Source organism: Sphingobacterium sp. SGR-19, assembly GCF_011043555.1.
Taxonomy (GTDB): Bacteria; Bacteroidota; Bacteroidia; order Sphingobacteriales; family Sphingobacteriaceae; genus Sphingobacterium.
Window position 1 is genome coordinate 148586 of sequence record NZ_JAAKGS010000004.1, and the last position, 16144, is coordinate 164729.

Sequence of the window (16144 nt, forward strand, 5' to 3'; positions counted from 1 at the left end):
ACAATTTTTTTGTCAAATATTGGTTTTCAAGTTATTAACAATTTAAGAATGGAAAAAACGTGTATAAGTGTTTGGAATAGCTGTCTTCAGATCATCAAAGACAATATACCTGCGCAAAGTTTTAAGACCTGGTTTGAGCCTGTTAAAGCAGTAGGTTTAAATGGGAACGTTTTGACTATTCAAGTACCGTCGGTATTTTTTTACGAGTGGTTGGAGGAACACTATGTGGGTATTTTGCGTAAAACGATTAAGAAATTCTTAGGTGAGCAAGGCCGTTTGGAATATAACATTATTGTAGATAAATCTTCCGCCAATACACCTTATACTACGAATATCCCTTCCAACGGGAATGGTGCAGAGGGCAAAAAACAATCTATTCCCGTTCCTGTGGCTTTAAATAAGAATATCAAAAATCCCTTCGTTATTCCCGGACTAAAAAAGTTACAGGTAGACCCACAATTGAACACACATTACACGTTTGATAATTTCATTGAAGGAGAATGTAATCGATTGGCACGTTCGGCAGGTTTCGCCGTAGCGAATAAGCCAGGAGGTACTTCTTTTAATCCTTTAATGCTTTATGGTGACGTTGGTTTAGGAAAAACGCATTTGGCACAAGCTATCGGTAATGAAATTAAAAAGAATTTACCTGATAAGCTGGTCATCTATGTTTCCTGCGAAAAATTCTGCCAGCAATTCGTGGATTCGTTAAAAAATAATACGATAAACGACTTTGTGAATTTTTATCAAGCCATGGATGTGATTATTATGGACGACGTGCACAACTTCTCGGGTAAAGAAAAAACGCAAGATATCTTTTTCCATATTTTCAATCATCTGCATCAATCTGGTAAACAGATTATCTTAACATCAGACAAAGCTCCTAAAGATTTATCTGGCTTAGAAGAACGTTTATTAAGTCGTTTCAAATGGGGACTGTCTGCAGATATTCAGATTCCGGATTTAGAGACCCGAATGGCTATCTTGAAGAAAAAAATGTATTCTGATGGTATTGAATTACCAGAGAACGTTGTCGAATTCGTTGCTACACAGATTGACAACAGTGTGCGAGAGTTAGAAGGTGCCATGGTTTCCCTTTTAGCTCAATCTACATTGAACAAAAAAGAAATTGACCTGAACCTGGCGAAATCCATGCTGAAAAATTTTGTAAAAAATACGCACAAGGAAATCTCCATGGAATATATCCAAAAATTGGTTTGTGAGTATTTTGAAGTACCGGTGGAGATGGTCAAATCGAAAGTTCGGAAGCGGGAGATCGTACAGGCTCGTCAAATCTCCATGTATTTAGCGAAAAACCACACAAAATCCTCTTTGAAATCGATTGGAAACTTTTTCGGCGGACGCGATCATTCTACTGTGATCTATGCCTGCCAGACAGTAGAAGATTTAATTGAAACAGATAAGAAGTTTAAAACGTATGTTCAGGATATCCAGAAGAAGTTGAAATCGTCTTAAATAAAATATACATTATTATTTAAGTTTATTTTTGAATGTAAAAATGCGAAACCGATTAAGGTTTCGCATTTTTTGTAAAGTTATTAATCCCCTTATTTATTCACCCATTGGCTGCTGTGGCTCCATTGGTTGTGCTGGTTCAGCCGGCTGTGCTGGTTCAGCTGGTTCTACAGGTGGTGTCATCGGCGTAGTAGGTGTAGGAGTTGCTTCTTTAGGACGTTCGGAGATTATCCTATCATATAATGTTTTTTGTTCATCAGACAATTTTTCCTTGATTTGAGCGTCTGTCGTCTCCTGCAACCTATTCTTTGCCTCCGCTAACGCTTCCGGCGATTGTGACGCGTCTGCTTTTAACGCCTGTTTTGCTTTTGCATGTTCCAAAACAATGTCATAGATCGAAGTCTGTTGCTCATCTGTTAATGTGAGTTTCTCCGTTAATTTTGTTACTTTTTCTTTTGCTTTGTCTTCCGGATTTGCATCTTGGGCAAATGTTAACGTCAGCGCAAATAATAAACTGATCCCGGTTAAAAATAATTTTTTCATGTCATTATATTTTAATTGTTAAATCTACTGTGTAACATAAAGATTACAACTATATAACAGATTATTCTCTTCTTTAGTGTTTGTAATGTATTATTTATGTTACAATTTAACATTTATTAACTATGTTTCCGTATAAATACAGGGTTGTATATGTGCTAAATCCTTATTAATCTGCGTATAATTTGATTATAAAGCAATCAGATCCGGGTGGGATTCTTTTGGAAGGAACAAAATAACGCTACTCAAAAGAGAATGCACGCGTTACAATGGCATCAAACGTATTTGATTGGTTAAACAAGAACTCTTGCTCTATAGGCAGAAAATACAGGGGATGTTGAGCTATGAACGAAGATGAAAGCCGTTGCATATCTTTTTCAGTTGTGATAATCACTTTTTGAGAAGTGCCGATATGCCGAAAGGTTTGGCTTATTTTATCAAGATCGTTCTTTGAGAAATTATGATGATCACGAAAAGACAAATGGATAATTCTTTTAAATTGTGGTCTTAGATGGGATAGCAACGGTTGAGGTTTGGCAATACCAGTGACGACTACTGCAACAGTTTCATCAAGACGTGTGTTATCCAATAAGAAGCCAGTTGTTGTCTGTAGCTTTTTATAGGCTATTTTTGTATAAAACAAGGGTACTAGCGTATGTTTTCGAAGCTTCGATTCTATGGAGAACTTCACTTGTGCGGAAATTTCTTGCGGGCATTTGGTAATGACGATTACATCCGCACGTTTACAACCGTGGAGCAACTCTCTAAAATTTCCAGTCGGTAGTGGAATAATAGGGTGTTGTAATGATTCGTAGTCAAGTAGCAGTATAGAAAAGCTCGGACGTAGTTTTCTATGTTGGTAGGCATCATCCAAGAGCACAGCATCGATTTGATCTTGAATCTGTTGGATACCATACACTCGATCTTCACAAACCGTCACCATCGTATCTGGAAACTTATGTTTTATTTGGAGCGGTTCATCTCCCACAAGTTCAGCAGAGTCATGCATCTCAACATACCGGAATCCTTTGGTTTTCCGCCCGTATCCCCTGCTAAGAACAGCTACGTTTAGGTGAGGTTTAATTAGACGAAGCACGTATTCTGTCATCGGACTTTTTCCTGTGCCACCCACCGACAGGTTTCCAATAATTATCACGGGAAAATGAAAAGGGGTGCTGCTATAAAGTTGGTTGTCATAAGCCCAGTTCCGGAGTAGTGTGGCCGCTGCATATAAAATAGAAAACGGAAAAAGCAACCAACGGATAAACCTAACCATTACTTTTTAATAATTTTTAAACCAATATCCGTAATATTTAATAAAGGATTTTCCCGCATATTTTGTTCGATCTCAAATGTATAGATACCCGTATCCGGAAAAGCATAGTTTTCTTTCAGAAGAAGTTTGTTCTCATATAGATTACCCGCGTTTTTTCCTATCCAGCGCCCATCTGGAGTGGCTAGTCTAAGTTCGTGTCTATAGGAGTTGTCCTTTAACTGCGGTCCGGTTTCATGCGAGAGGAAAAACAAATTGGCAAAATCGTATTCCCCAGTATGCCTTATATAGATCCATACATCGTATTGCGCATCATTTTCGTCTATATGCACTTGGAATGCTTGCTTCTCATGATGATGCCATCGTCTGTTTACTGTCGATTTATAAACATCATAAAAAGGCTGGTTGGCACAAGCCAGTGTGAAAAATAACAGACTAAACCCAACAACCCTTTTATGTAATTTCATATCTGAAAACAACTGCTAGCTATCGCCTTTATTGTTATTTGGCGTTTTATTCCTGTTTTTACCCTTATTTCTGTTAAGTCGCCTTTTAGGCTTGTTTCCGCCGGCATTTTCTTCGTTAGATGTAACGACTTTTTTTTCTTTGGTCTCTATTTTCTTTAACTCGGCAATTTTGTTTCCGCCTGCGTTTGTTTCTTTTTTGTTTTTCGGCTTCTTCTTTCTTCGTTTCTTATTCTTTTCGTCTAAGCGTGTTAAAGAGTCCTGGCCCACCACGTTTTCGTAGTCGTAGGAAGCAGGTTTTTCAATTTCTTCCACCGGCTCCTGATGGACCTTCAAGTCTTGTGATTTGCGACCACTTTTATTGATTTCAGCGTATTCACGCACCATGTTGACGTCCAACGGAATCCAGCTTTCTGCTCCCGGATAAGAATACCACATAATTCTTTTAAAGATATCAGTCTTCTGCAAGAAGGCAGTTCCTGCTTCGGTATCCAGCCGATCGACATTGGTAGGAATATCCTTTAATGCATCCATATAACTGTCAAGCTCGTAGTTAAGGCAACACTTTAATTTACCACATTGCCCGGCCAGTTTAAGCGTATTCAACGAAAGGTTTTGATATCTCGCTGCTGCGGTAGAGACGGTTTTAAAATCTGTCAGCCATGTAGAACAGCAAAGTTCCCGCCCGCATGAACCGATACCGCCTAGACGGCTGGCCTCCTGCCGCATTCCGATCTGTCGCATTTCGATACGTATACGAAACGCTTCTGCCATACGCTTGATTAGTTCTCTAAAGTCCACACGCCCCTCTGCAGTATAATAGAAGGTTGCTTTGGTTTTGTCTCCTTGATAATCGACATCAGAAATCTTCATAGACAATCCCAGATCCAAGGCAAGCTTTCTCGCCCGGTGCATGGTCTCCCATTCCAGTTCTTTTGCCGTATTATATTTCTGTACGTCTGCGTCCGTGGGTTTTCGGTATATTTTTTTGGCAACCGTTTCAGGTTTTACGTTATTTTTCTTTAACTGTAAACGTACCAGTTCACCGGTTAACGATACGTGTCCAATATCATACCCTCCAGTAGAAGGCTCGACAACAACCATTTCACCCATTTCAAGATAAAGGTTGTCCGTATTCATGTAGAAATCCTTTCGCGATCCTTTGAACCGCACTTCTACAATATTGAAGGGTTTATAATTTGCTGGCAAATCCATGTCGGAAAGCCAGTCGTATACATCTAGTTTATTACATCCGCTGGTCATGCAGGAGCCGTTATTTTGGCATCCTGCAGGCGTTTTTCCGGTAGAACCGCTACCGCACCCACCTCCGGATGAGCAATTGCCACATCCCATATTCTTCCTTTTATATATATTGAGTCCACCTGTTGGCGGAACGTTTCTGGAACACCTGAAACCCATATCGCTGCGTTACTTAAAAAAATTAAAATCCTCATTTACGAAAGTAAACTCCGGGTCTAATCTTTTTAAAGGCCTTGATCTATGGGGTTTTTTGATATTTCCATTTGATATTTAAATATTAAAACTAATTGCAAAGATAAATCTAAAAATAAAATTTTAGGATTAGCGTTACGTTCTACTTTATAATGTGTTTTTTCAAGTAAATTAATAGCATCCTCCAACTGCTCTCCTTTAAAATTATCGCCGAACTTTTTAACAAAATCTAACTCCTCGCCCTGTAAAAGTACTATTTGTGACAGGTCCATCTGTATCAACAGAACCTGACGGAACACATTAATGGCGTAAAGTAAAAAATTTTTTTGGTTTTCACGTCCTAGCTTAGGAAAATCCTCCTCACAGAAACGGATAATATTTAAACCCGAATCGGTTACAACGAACCTTAACCAATGGATGAGCATATCAAAATAGGGATTTGTGTGCTCTTCTATGAGATCTATAGCCGTTTGTATATTTCCATCGGCTATAAAGGAAATTTCGTTTGCCCGTTCTTCTGATATTGTTTTTTCTTCTGTTAGATATTGCTTCATATCATGAAGTGAAAGTTTGGGGATTTTCACCAGCTGTGTACGTGATATGATGGTGTTTAATATCCTGTCTTGATTTTCAGATACGAAAAGGAACAGCGTTTTTTCGGGCGGTTCCTCAATCAATTTCAACAACGCATTTCCCTGTGTATTGAGGTATTCGGGAAGCCACATCACCAACACCTTGTATTCAGCTTCAAACGCTTTCAAACTCAGTTTTTTGATGATGTCGTGTGCTTCTGCGATATTGATGTTTGCCTGCTTATTGCCCGCTTCCAGTTGATGGCGCCAATAATCCAACCCCATATAAGGATTATTCAGAAAAGCGGTGCGCCATTCTTCCAAATAAGTAGTAGCGACGTCTTTTTCCCCACTCGCAAAAAATGGATAAGAAAAATGCAGATCGGGATGGATTAACTTTTGATATTTCCGACAGGAGCTACAGGTTCCACAGCTATCATTTTCCGACTTTTGTTCGCAGTTGATGTATTGTGCATAAGCGACAGCCAGCGCTAAGCTTCCCGACCCTTCCGGACCAAGAAATAGCTGCGCATGGCTCACCCGGTTGTCTTTTACGGTATGAACCAAATGCGCTTTGAGTGTATGGTGACCTATAATATCCTTAAACTGCATGTCTTTTAACCTCACAAAGGTACTAATTAATTAATTTGCGATAAGAATTAACACGTATTCAGTTTATAAAATATAGATTCTTTTGTGTAATATTGCATATAAAAATCTATAAAATTCAGGAAATGAGATTTATTGTATCCACGTCAATTTTATTAAAACAACTACAATCAATTAGCGGAGCTTCGAGTAGCAGTACAGTGTTACCTATTCTTGAAAACTTTCTGTTCGAAATTAAAGATAACTTATTGACCATTTCGGCTACGGATTTGCAGACGAGTATGGTAACATCTTTGCAGATCGAAGCAAAAGAAGAAGGTCGGGTGGCGATGCCCTCTAAAATCTTGATAGAAACATTAAAGACCCTTCCTGATCAACCTGTTGCATTTTCTGTGGATACCAATACATTGGCTATTGAGATTAGTGCGGGCGATGGGAAATATAAATTAAGTGGAGAGAATGCGGATGATTTCCCAAAAATTCCGGTAGTAGATAATGTTTCTACCGTAGCACTAAATGCATCTATTCTTTCAGAAGCCATTAACAAAACACTTTTTGCAGTAAGCAGTGATGAATTACGCCCGGCGATGTCAGGGGTATTGGTGCAATTGGCAGAGCAAAGTATTACTTTTGTGTCTACAGATGCACATAAATTAGTCCGTTACCGCCGTACAGACATAAGCTCGGAAAAACCAACATCCTTCATTTTGCCTAAAAAAGCGTTAGCGCTATTGAAATCTTCGCTTCCATCTGATGACACGATCGTTTCTGTAGAATACAATAACACCAATGCATTTTTCCAATTCGGAAATATTCATTTGATATGTCGGCTGATTGATGAGCGCTACCCGGACTACGAAGCTGTTATCCCGCAAGTAAATCCGAATAAGCTTACGGTAGATCGGCTGTTATTTTTGAACACCCTTCGTCGCGTGGTTATCTTCGCGAATAAAACGACCCATCAAGTGAGGCTAAAGATTTCGGGAAGTGAACTACATATCTCGGCCGAAGACCTAGATTTTTCTAATGAAGCACACGAACGTTTAAATTGCCAATTTGAAGGGGAAGATATGGAAATTGGATTTAATGCTAAATTTCTAGTGGAAATGTTAAGCAATTTAAATTCAAGTGAAGTCGTGATTGAAATGAGTACGCCAAACAGAGCTGGATTATTGATTCCCGCGATGAAAGAAGACAATGAAGATATTTTGATGTTGGTGATGCCAGTTATGTTGAACAATATCTAAACTCGTCATTTTGGAAGTAGTATATTCACTAATAGATTTTGTGCTCCATATCGATAAGCACCTTGTGGAGATTGTGAATGATTATCAGACCTGGACATACCTTATCCTGTTCTTGATTATTTTTATAGAAACGGGCGTTGTGGTTATGCCCTTTTTACCTGGCGACTCCCTTTTGTTCGCCGCCGGCATGTTGGCCGCGCAGCCCAACGAACTGAATGTATGGATTATGATTGCCCTTCTATTGGTTGCCGCCATTGCTGGAGACTCGATGAATTATTCTATCGGGAGGCGTTTCGGCATGCAGATAACCAAATTTAAATTGTTTGGAAAGCGTGTTGTGAAAGACGAGCAGATAGAAAAAACCCACTCTTTTTATGAAAAATATGGGAGTAAAACGATTGTCATTGCACGCTTTGTACCTATTGTTCGGACGTTAGCTCCATTTGTGGGGGGAATCGGCAGAATGCATTATGGTACGTTTCTAACGTATAATGTCGTTGGTGGTTTTTTGTGGGTAGTGGGTATTACCTTGGCAGGTTACTTTTTAGGTAATATTCCTATTATTCGGGATAACTTTTCAAAAGTGGTATTACTCATCATTTTCCTATCTATCTTACCGATATTTTTCGAAGTTATTAAAGAAAAGATAGCAAGCAATAAAGCAAAAAAGGAAGTTTAAACTTCCTTTTTTGCTTTTTATTTTCACTGTCCCATCTTAACATCTAATGTTGCCTCCGTAAATTTGATAATCGCAGTTATCTACCCTCAGCACTATCTCTTATGTCAAATGTCCGCAGCGACGATTTTTATGAACTTGTGTTTATTTTGGAGTTCATGAGCTCACTTTGTTCGGTTTGGATACTTTTTTGAGGGAAAAAAGTATATAAAGTTTTTACCTTTGCGTATGATAAAATCTATGACAGGGTACGGTATAGGACGCCATGAAAATGGAACCGTCAAATATACAGTAGAATTGAAATCCCTGAACTCCAAATTTCTTGAACTTAGCTTGCGTTTACCGAAAGTTGTTTCTGACCGGGAGTTGGCGCTTCGCACCGAAGCGAGCAAGCTGATCGAACGCGGTAAGGTGAATATCACCGTATCGGCTGAATATGTTGACCAAACAGCAAAAGCTTCGAACATCAATGCAGCACTTTTAAAGCAGTATTATAAGCAACTACAAGAAATAGCGCAGGAGGTAGGGGAAACAAAGGCATCCATCTTTGAGATGGCGCTAACGATGCCCGAAGTTGTGAATGCCAATGAAGATGCGGTAGATGAAGAAGAGGGAAAGGTACTGATGGAGGCTTTCTATACAGCGATTGCAAACTTTACAAAGTTTCGGCAAGATGAAGGCGAGGTTTTAAAGAAAGATCTGGAAAGTCGCGTACATCTGATTCTTTCCTATCTGTTGCAAGTGGAAGAAGTGGACGGAAACCGTATTCCGTTGATACGTGAGCGTTTAAACCGCTATCTAGATGAAGCGGTTGGAAAGGAGAATGTGGACATGAACCGCTTTGAGCAGGAGCTTGTTTATTATATAGACAAGCTGGATATCACGGAAGAAAAAGTCCGTTTGAAAAGTCATTGTAATTATTTCGTTGAAGCATTAAATGCAAGCGATTCCAACGGAAAGAAACTGGGTTTTATTTCGCAAGAGATAGGTCGGGAAATCAACACGTTAGGATCTAAAGCGAATGATGCCCACATCCAACAGATCGTTGTGCGGATGAAAGAGGAATTGGAAAAGATAAAAGAACAGCTACTTAATGTGTTATAAGAAATGGGTGGAAAACTGATCATATTCTCGGCTCCTTCTGGTGCAGGAAAAACGACTATCGTAAGGCGGCTATTATCAAATCATGGAGATAAGATTTCGTTTTCTATTTCTGCCAGCACGCGGGAGCCTCGAAGCGGAGAGGTAGATGGAAAAGATTATTATTTCATTTCTAAAGAGGATTTTCTGCATAAAATAGCAAAGCAAGAATTTATCGAATTCGAGGAAGTATATAGCGGGACTTTTTATGGAACATTGAGAACAGAAGTAGAGCGCATCTGGGCCATGGGAAAGTCGGTTATTTTCGATATCGACGTAGTGGGGGGACTACGTCTAAAATCTAAATATCCAGAAGAAGCTTTAGCCATCTTTGTAAACCCTCCGTCATTGGAAGTATTGAAAGAACGCTTGAGAGGTCGCGGAACAGATTCGGAAGAGAAATTGCAAGAACGATTTGCCAAAGCTGAGTTGGAATTGAGCTATGCAGATAAATTTGATGTGGTGTTAAACAATTTTGATCTGGAAACCGCGTGTGCAGAAGCAGAAGAATTGGTTTTGGATTTTTTGAATAAGTAATGGTAAACAAAAAGATTGGCTTATTCTTTGGCTCGTTCAATCCTATACACGTCGGACACCTAATTATTGCCAATTATATGGCAAACTATACCGAGCTTGACGAGGTATGGTTTGTGGTATCTCCCCAAAACCCTTTTAAGGAAAAGAAGAACCTGGGAAATATGTACGACCGCCTAGAGATGGTCAACCTGGCTATCGAAGGTGCCGAAAAGCTACGGGTGTCTGATATCGAGTTTTCTTTATCCCAGCCCTCATACACCATCGATACATTAATCCATCTGGCAGAGAAGTACCCCACAAGGGAGTTTTCCCTGATTATGGGGGAGGATAATCTCGTCGGTTTTCATAAATGGAAGAATGCCGATATTATTCTTCGTGATTACCGAATTATTGTCTACCCAAGGCCAGGCCATGATGGGGGAGAGCTTAAAAATCACCCATCTATTACGATGACAGATACCCCTGTAATGGAGTTGTCTTCTACCTTTGTTCGTCAGGCAGTAAAAGCCGGAAAGAGTATACAGTTTTATGTACCGGATAAGGTTATTGATTTTATTGATAAAAAAGGACTTTATCTGCGTTAATACAGCTGTCCGTTTATCGGGGTCGAACAAAATCTACCCGAAACAATGTACCTTTGCCGAGTTCGCTTTCCACAGCAATTGTTGCATTTAGTCTATTGACAATTCTCTTCACAATAGATAAACCTACGCCAGATCCTTCATAACCAGTAGAATTTGGCATACGCAGAAAAATCTCAAAAATATCATTATTGTTTTTCAAGTCCATCCCGATACCATTGTCTTCAATAAAATAGGATATGTGAGTATCGTTAATCTTGCTATATACTTTCACGTAAGGATGCTGTTCCTTCCCGCTGTATTTTATGGCGTTGCCGATTAAATTTAAGAACAGCTGAAAAAGAAGCGTTCTTTCGGCGAAAACAGGATAAACTTCTCCAAGTTCAAAATGTAGGTTGTGCACGCCATGTTCCTGTTTGGCTGTTTCTACAATAGACTGAATATGTGCTGTCGGGTCGATGAGGTAAGGCTTCAGTGCAACCGAACTTTTGGCTGCAAACTCTTCGTGCATCTTCTCCATCATTTCAGACATCAATTGCACAGCATCCAATATATTGGTACTACATCGTTTTAAAAACGCCTCACTTAGATCCGGTTTCATTTGAATCATTTGTGCGGAAAGCCGGATAGCAGATAGCGGATTTTTGAGGTCGTGCGTCAATGTATAGCTATATGTATCCAATGTATTGTTTGCGTTCACAAGTTCTTCGTTTAGTCGTTGTATCTCTCCAGCTTTTTTAGCCAGAACCTGTTGTACTAAAAGGACGATACGTTCGATAAATTGGATTTCCCGTTGTTCCCACTTGATGGATGTGCCTTGGTTGATTTGCTTCCAAGCCTCGAAAGAAGTACGTGGAGAAGGAAACTTCTGATTGCTAACCGGGTCATACTGTATGATTTTTTCTGGTTTACCCGCCCATACTTCTTCTATTCTATATTCTTTCCGGAAAAATAACAAAATCCAAGACGAATCGGGAATAAGATTAGCTTTAATGATCCCAGGGAATAGTTGTTCGCTGGTTTGCAGCCCCCCGGTATAGTTAAATTCATGTGTTGCAAAAACATTTTCCTGCTGTTCGTCCAGTACTGTGTGAAGGGTGGCGATATGGCGTTCTGCCGGTACATGACCAAACGAAAGTTGTTCTTCATGATTGCCAATCCACATGCCGTCTGCGGCCAACTTGTGCATTAATCGATGTGCGAACGTGTTAAAAGTGGCCAATAAGTCATTAGTTAACCACAGCTTCTCTTTCAGTTCTGCTTCCAGCTGACTTGTTAGCTCGATATATTGTGATTCCTGTTTCCGGCACACAGCCAGATAGTAGTTGACCGCATACTGTGTCAAAAACGTACAAGCGTGTCTTTGTGCAAGATCGACATGCTTGGGTAACACGTTTTGGCAAGCCACCAAGCCCCAAAGTTCACCATCTACAACAATCGAAAAGCTAGCACTTGCACGAACTTGCGCATTGCGCAAATACTGGAGGTGTATAGGGGATAGCGCCCGTACACTGCAGCGGGTAAGATCTATATCTTCTCCTGTTGACTGTATCAAAGGGCTAACAATACTTTCAGTATCGGCTGTATGTCGGGCTAAAAACGCTTTATACAGTGCTCGTGCCTGTTCTGGAATATCAAATTCTGGATAGCGGTATCCCAAAAGCGAATCAAGATTATGGCTAATCGATTCGGCAATTACCTGACCACTTTTATCCTCCTTAAAACGATAAACCATGACGCGGTCAAACTGGATAATCTCCTTGATCAGCTGCGTAAGTGATTTCCAGACATCATTGTCTTCGCGTTCGAGATGTTTAGCGTAGTAATAGAGTTTTGTTTGTTTTAGATCAAATCCGTTACTCTGTTCTATTTCCAGATATAACTTTTCTGCATATCGATAAATACTAACATAGTAATCAGAACCATCCAGATTCACCTTCTCTACAAAGCGGTAAAATATGGGATCTGCGATTTCTTCTCTAAAATGCTGAAAAAGGGTATTGTATTTTGGCAAAAGAAAATACAGAAGTTCGTCTATACTCTTTCCGATTACACTAGATACCGTACAGAGCCAACGTTGCTCCATATTTTCGCTCGCAGCGATACATTGTTCATGCCTGTCAAATACAAATAAATAGCCGAAAGACTGAACCTTTCCGCAGGTATGTATTCTTTCCTCATGACAGTCGATATGCCGCATACGCTCTCTCCTTTCTAAATAGTAGCCGACAAACCCACGTGCAATAAGCACGCTTATTAATTATTATTTTGGTCGCAATAAGTTCTATGGAAAAACAAAAACGGATTGAAACATTCTCAAAACTACGAAAAATTTTTAACTTAATTTTTAAGAGTAGCAACGCTCGTTTTTAACCTTTTACAGAAATATAAAATGACGGCACTGCGCGGTATGTCTTTAATAAAGATCTTTTAAACGACATAGCTTGATACGGTATCGCTGTAGGATCGATGCCGATATAGGTGACACGGCAGGTATTTTTAGTTCTTGTGCGCTTAGCAGATTCGGCGATAAAACGGAAGGAAATGTCTTGGATGGTTTGGGTAGCTGTACGATTTCGGGAAAACGTTGTTATAATGACAAGAAATGGTGCGAATATGTTGCGTTGTCGCACCATTTCTCTTGTTTAAGGCAAGAACTTATCTTCCCATCCAGCCACCATCGACGGTTAAGATAGTACCGTGCACATAATCCGAAGCTTTGGAAGCCAGGAATACGGCTGGTCCTTTAAAGTCTTCCGGTTCACCCCAACGTCCGGCAGGGATACGACCCAAGATAGAAGCGGAACGCTCTGGATCGTCGCGTAAAGCTTCTGTATTATCTGTAGCGATATAACCGGGAGCGATAGCATTGACGTTAACACCTTTAGACGCCCATTCATTAGCAAAAGCCTTTGTCAAGGAGCCTATCGCACCTTTGGATGCGGCGTATCCCGGAACATTTATACCGCCTTGGAACGTCAATAGCGATGCAGTAAAGATAATTTTACCCGATCCGCGTGCAATCATATCTTTTCCAATCTCCCGCGTAAGCACAAACTGTGCATTTTGGTTGATTTCTATGATTTGATCCCAATACTCGTCTGGATGCTCTGCTGCAGGTTTCCGGAGAATATTACCAGCGTTGTTAAACAGAATATCAATAACCGGGTGGTCTTTCTTGACCTCGGCAATAAATTGATAAAGCGATTCGCGATTGGAGAAGTCACATTGATAAGCATAGAATTTGCGTCCAATGGCTTCCACAGATTGGGCGACTTTTGAGTTTGCCAACTCTAGCGTCGCAGAAACACCGATAACATCAGCGCCAGCCTCAGCCAGCGCCTCCGCTAGCGCTTTTCCAATTCCGCGTTTGCAGCCTGTAATCAAGGCTACTTTTCCGGATAAATCAAATGTATTTAAAACAGACATTTTTTTGTGATTTTGTTGTTCGTAACTCGTTATTTTTCCCTCGGTTGGAGAGGTGTCCGCCTTGTCCTTAGTCCTTATCCCAACTACTTGAGCCGGACAGTCAGCGGATTATTTATTTTTTCCACTTGTTTTTCGACAAAATTTTTCCATTCATCGGCAGAAGTTATCTGTCCTGCTTTGTTCCAGGAAGCACCATTATAGTATATAAAAGGGCGATTTTGTTCAACTTCAGCGCTTAACAAAAATTGTGTGCTGTCATTATCGATAAAGGTAGGTTGGTTTTCTGCCAATATCAGTGCAGTCCCGGTGTGACCATGTCCTTGAACATCCGGCTCCCAATAAGCTAGGCTGCGATTTGATTCGCTATAATCGTATTGCGGTTCACTTTCACCGCGTCTCGCCAGCCCAACAACGATCGGTGTGCTTTTCGACTGTTGGTTTTTAAGATTCACAACCACTTTATTAAAGTATTCTCCTGCGTCAAGGGATATTGTTTTTGTTAAAGAGATTGTTTGACCATTTAGCTCCTGGGGATCAAAGCTAAGTACGAATGCGGTGCGAAGCGGCCCGTTATCGAGGATCTGATATTTCCGATAGTGCTTGGTGAAGTGTATCTTGTTATCAAAGTAGGGAGCAATATCTCCTGCGCCCAGCGTTTGCCCCACAGAATAATAGTCTAGTCCCTCACCATGATCAGTGTGGTAATCGTTTTCCTTGTACCATTTATCAATGACTAGCTCTTCGGTGCGCTTTGCCCATACATCGGTTCCCTGGGCATCGTCTGGTCGGCCTTCTAAAGCTTTCCCATACATACGGAAAGCAAGCACATTATTTTCCCAAGCGAAATCATCAAAACGCTCCGGCACAAAACGAGCATAGGTTTTCGCTTTGAACTTCGGTTCTGAATCTTGTTTTGTTATAGTTAGCGTAACCTCGCCTTTCGCGTCTACAGGAACTAAAATTAAGATGTTTTCGGGTACGGAGTTTCCTTTTTTTTCAAGCTGATATGGAAGTTCTGCTTCGGAATCCGCCAATCTAACCGAAAAGATAGAATCTACATCAAAATGCGCCGTAAATTCTGCATAGGGAATACTGATAAGCTCTTCACGTGCTATATCTGTTGGATTACTTACCACGATACCTTTTTGTTGCTCGGCACAGCTTGCGCCCAATAAGGCACAAGCAAGGATAAGCCAAGTTATTTTCTGCATGATGTTAACTTATTTTAGATCTGTTATAGCACACTTGTCCATATCGTCATAGTCCAGGTTTTCACCAGCCATTCCCCAAATAAATGTATAATTACTGGTTCCAGCACCCGAATGGATAGACCATGGTGGGGATATAACTGCCTGCTCGTTTTTCATCCAGATATGGCGGGTTTCGTCAATCGGTCCCATAAAATGGGAAACAGCTTGATCTTCTGGTAGATCGAAATAGAAGTATACTTCCATACGGCGATCATGTGTATGCGATGGCATCGTGTTCCAAACGGAACCTGGTTGCAGTTCCGTCATGCCCATTTGCAATTGACAGGTATCGAGTACTTTGTGTAGTAACATCTGGTTGATAACGCGGTGATTTGCCGTTTCCATCGCGCCGAGTTCTATCTTGTTTGCTTCGGCTTTGGTCACACGCTTTGTTGGATAGCTGTGATGTGCTGGCGTAGAATTCAGATAGAACTTCGCTGGATTAGCGGTTTCATTACTGCTGAAAAAGACCTCTTTTGCACCTTTTCCTACATATAAAGCTTCCTTGTGTCCAATTTCGTACACGATACCATCTACCTCTACCTTCCCTTCTCCACCGACATTGATAACGCCTAACTCGCGTCTGGAAAGAAAATGGGGCTCCTTTAAAAGATCGTCTATCGTCTCCAGTTGTAAGCGCCCGTCAACAGGCATGGCGCCTCCAGCCATATAACGGTCGTAGTGAGTATATACAAAATGGATTTTGTTCGGTGCGAAAACGGTTTCGATCAGAAAGTTTTCGCGAAGTCCTTGGGTATCCAATGTTTTCGTTTCATTGGGACTAATCGCGTATCGACTCTCGAAGACAGTGTGCTTTGCCATAATATTATAATGATTAAACTGATAAATGTTCTAAGATAAGAGTTAAAGTGTATTGAATGAAGAGTATCTTCGGAAA

16 protein-coding genes are annotated in these 16144 nt (G+C 40.5%); 6 read left to right on the plus strand and 10 right to left on the minus strand.

All coding sequences use genetic code 11. The annotated features are described in order from the left end of the window. Nucleotides 1-48: 48 nt before the first annotated feature. Nucleotides 49-1476, plus strand: a complete 1428-nt coding sequence (gene dnaA / locus G5B43_RS09930; RefSeq protein ID WP_165294589.1) for a chromosomal replication initiator protein DnaA — start codon at nt 49-51, stop codon at nt 1474-1476. Between the two features lie 96 nt (nt 1477-1572). On the opposite strand, the gene G5B43_RS09935 is transcribed toward dnaA, so the two are convergent. From G5B43_RS09935 to G5B43_RS09960, 6 genes are all read right to left on the minus strand, one after another. Next, the gene (locus tag G5B43_RS09935; protein WP_165294590.1) at nt 1573-2019 is read right to left on the minus strand and encodes a hypothetical protein; all 447 of its coding nucleotides are present in this window, start codon (nt 2017-2019) and stop codon (nt 1573-1575) included. Nucleotides 2020-2257: 238 nt separating this feature from the next. Beyond that, nucleotides 2258-3292 (minus strand): tetraacyldisaccharide 4'-kinase, encoded by a 1035-nt coding sequence (gene lpxK, locus G5B43_RS09940; protein WP_165294591.1) that lies wholly within the window; start codon nt 3290-3292, stop codon nt 2258-2260. Then, on the minus strand, nt 3292-3756 hold the full coding sequence (locus G5B43_RS09945; RefSeq protein WP_165294592.1) for a gliding motility lipoprotein GldH: 465 nt from the start codon (nt 3754-3756) through the stop codon (nt 3292-3294). Before G5B43_RS09945 ends, lpxK begins: the two co-directional genes overlap by 1 nt. A gap of 15 nt (nt 3757-3771) precedes the next feature. Then, a complete protein-coding gene (locus G5B43_RS09950; RefSeq protein ID WP_165294593.1) occupies nt 3772-5016 on the minus strand; it encodes a regulatory iron-sulfur-containing complex subunit RicT in 1245 nt (414 codons plus the stop codon). Further along, nucleotides 5013-5207, minus strand: coding sequence for a hypothetical protein (locus tag G5B43_RS09955; protein WP_165294594.1), 195 nt, complete (start codon nt 5205-5207; stop codon nt 5013-5015). The genes G5B43_RS09950 and G5B43_RS09955 overlap by 4 nt, the downstream gene beginning before the upstream one ends. A 30-nt stretch (nt 5208-5237) precedes the next feature. Beyond that, nucleotides 5238-6389, minus strand: a complete 1152-nt coding sequence (locus G5B43_RS09960) for an ATP-binding protein (protein WP_165294595.1) — start codon at nt 6387-6389, stop codon at nt 5238-5240. A gap of 122 nt (nt 6390-6511) precedes the next feature. Between G5B43_RS09960 and dnaN the strand changes: the two genes are divergently transcribed. The 5 genes from dnaN to nadD all read left to right on the plus strand — a co-directional run bounded on the left by dnaN (nt 6512) and on the right by nadD (nt 10570). Further along, a complete protein-coding gene (dnaN, locus tag G5B43_RS09965; protein WP_165294596.1) occupies nt 6512-7633 on the plus strand; it encodes a DNA polymerase III subunit beta in 1122 nt (373 codons plus the stop codon). A gap of 10 nt (nt 7634-7643) precedes the next feature. Beyond that, a complete protein-coding gene (locus tag G5B43_RS09970) occupies nt 7644-8312 on the plus strand; it encodes a DedA family protein (RefSeq protein WP_165294597.1) in 669 nt (222 codons plus the stop codon). A 225-nt stretch (nt 8313-8537) separates the two neighbouring features. Continuing rightward, nucleotides 8538-9413 carry a YicC/YloC family endoribonuclease gene (locus tag G5B43_RS09975; RefSeq protein ID WP_165294598.1) on the plus strand — a complete coding sequence of 292 codons (876 nt, stop codon included), beginning with the start codon at nt 8538-8540 and terminating at the stop codon, nt 9411-9413. Between the two features lie 3 nt (nt 9414-9416). Then, complete coding sequence (gene gmk, locus G5B43_RS09980; RefSeq protein ID WP_165294599.1) at nt 9417-9986, plus strand: guanylate kinase; 570 nt, start codon at nt 9417-9419, stop codon at nt 9984-9986. Then, complete coding sequence (nadD, locus tag G5B43_RS09985) at nt 9986-10570, plus strand: nicotinate (nicotinamide) nucleotide adenylyltransferase (protein WP_165294600.1); 585 nt, start codon at nt 9986-9988, stop codon at nt 10568-10570. The genes gmk and nadD overlap by 1 nt, the downstream gene beginning before the upstream one ends. Before the next feature lie 13 nt (nt 10571-10583). Here the strand turns inward: nadD and G5B43_RS09990 are convergent, their stop codons facing one another. The 4 genes from G5B43_RS09990 to kduI all read right to left on the minus strand — a co-directional run bounded on the left by G5B43_RS09990 (nt 10584) and on the right by kduI (nt 16068). Continuing rightward, complete coding sequence (locus tag G5B43_RS09990; RefSeq protein ID WP_317167505.1) at nt 10584-12818, minus strand: ATP-binding protein; 2235 nt, start codon at nt 12816-12818, stop codon at nt 10584-10586. 407 nt (nt 12819-13225) lie between these two features. Next, nucleotides 13226-13996: an SDR family oxidoreductase gene (locus G5B43_RS09995; RefSeq protein WP_165294601.1), complete on the minus strand. Its 771-nt coding sequence runs from the start codon at nt 13994-13996 to the stop codon at nt 13226-13228. Between the two features lie 83 nt (nt 13997-14079). Beyond that, the gene (locus tag G5B43_RS10000; RefSeq protein WP_165294602.1) at nt 14080-15207 is read right to left on the minus strand and encodes a DUF4861 family protein; all 1128 of its coding nucleotides are present in this window, start codon (nt 15205-15207) and stop codon (nt 14080-14082) included. Between the two features lie 9 nt (nt 15208-15216). After that, nucleotides 15217-16068, minus strand: coding sequence for a 5-dehydro-4-deoxy-D-glucuronate isomerase (gene kduI / locus G5B43_RS10005; protein ID WP_165294603.1), 852 nt, complete (start codon nt 16066-16068; stop codon nt 15217-15219). Nucleotides 16069-16144: the final 76 nt, after the last annotated feature.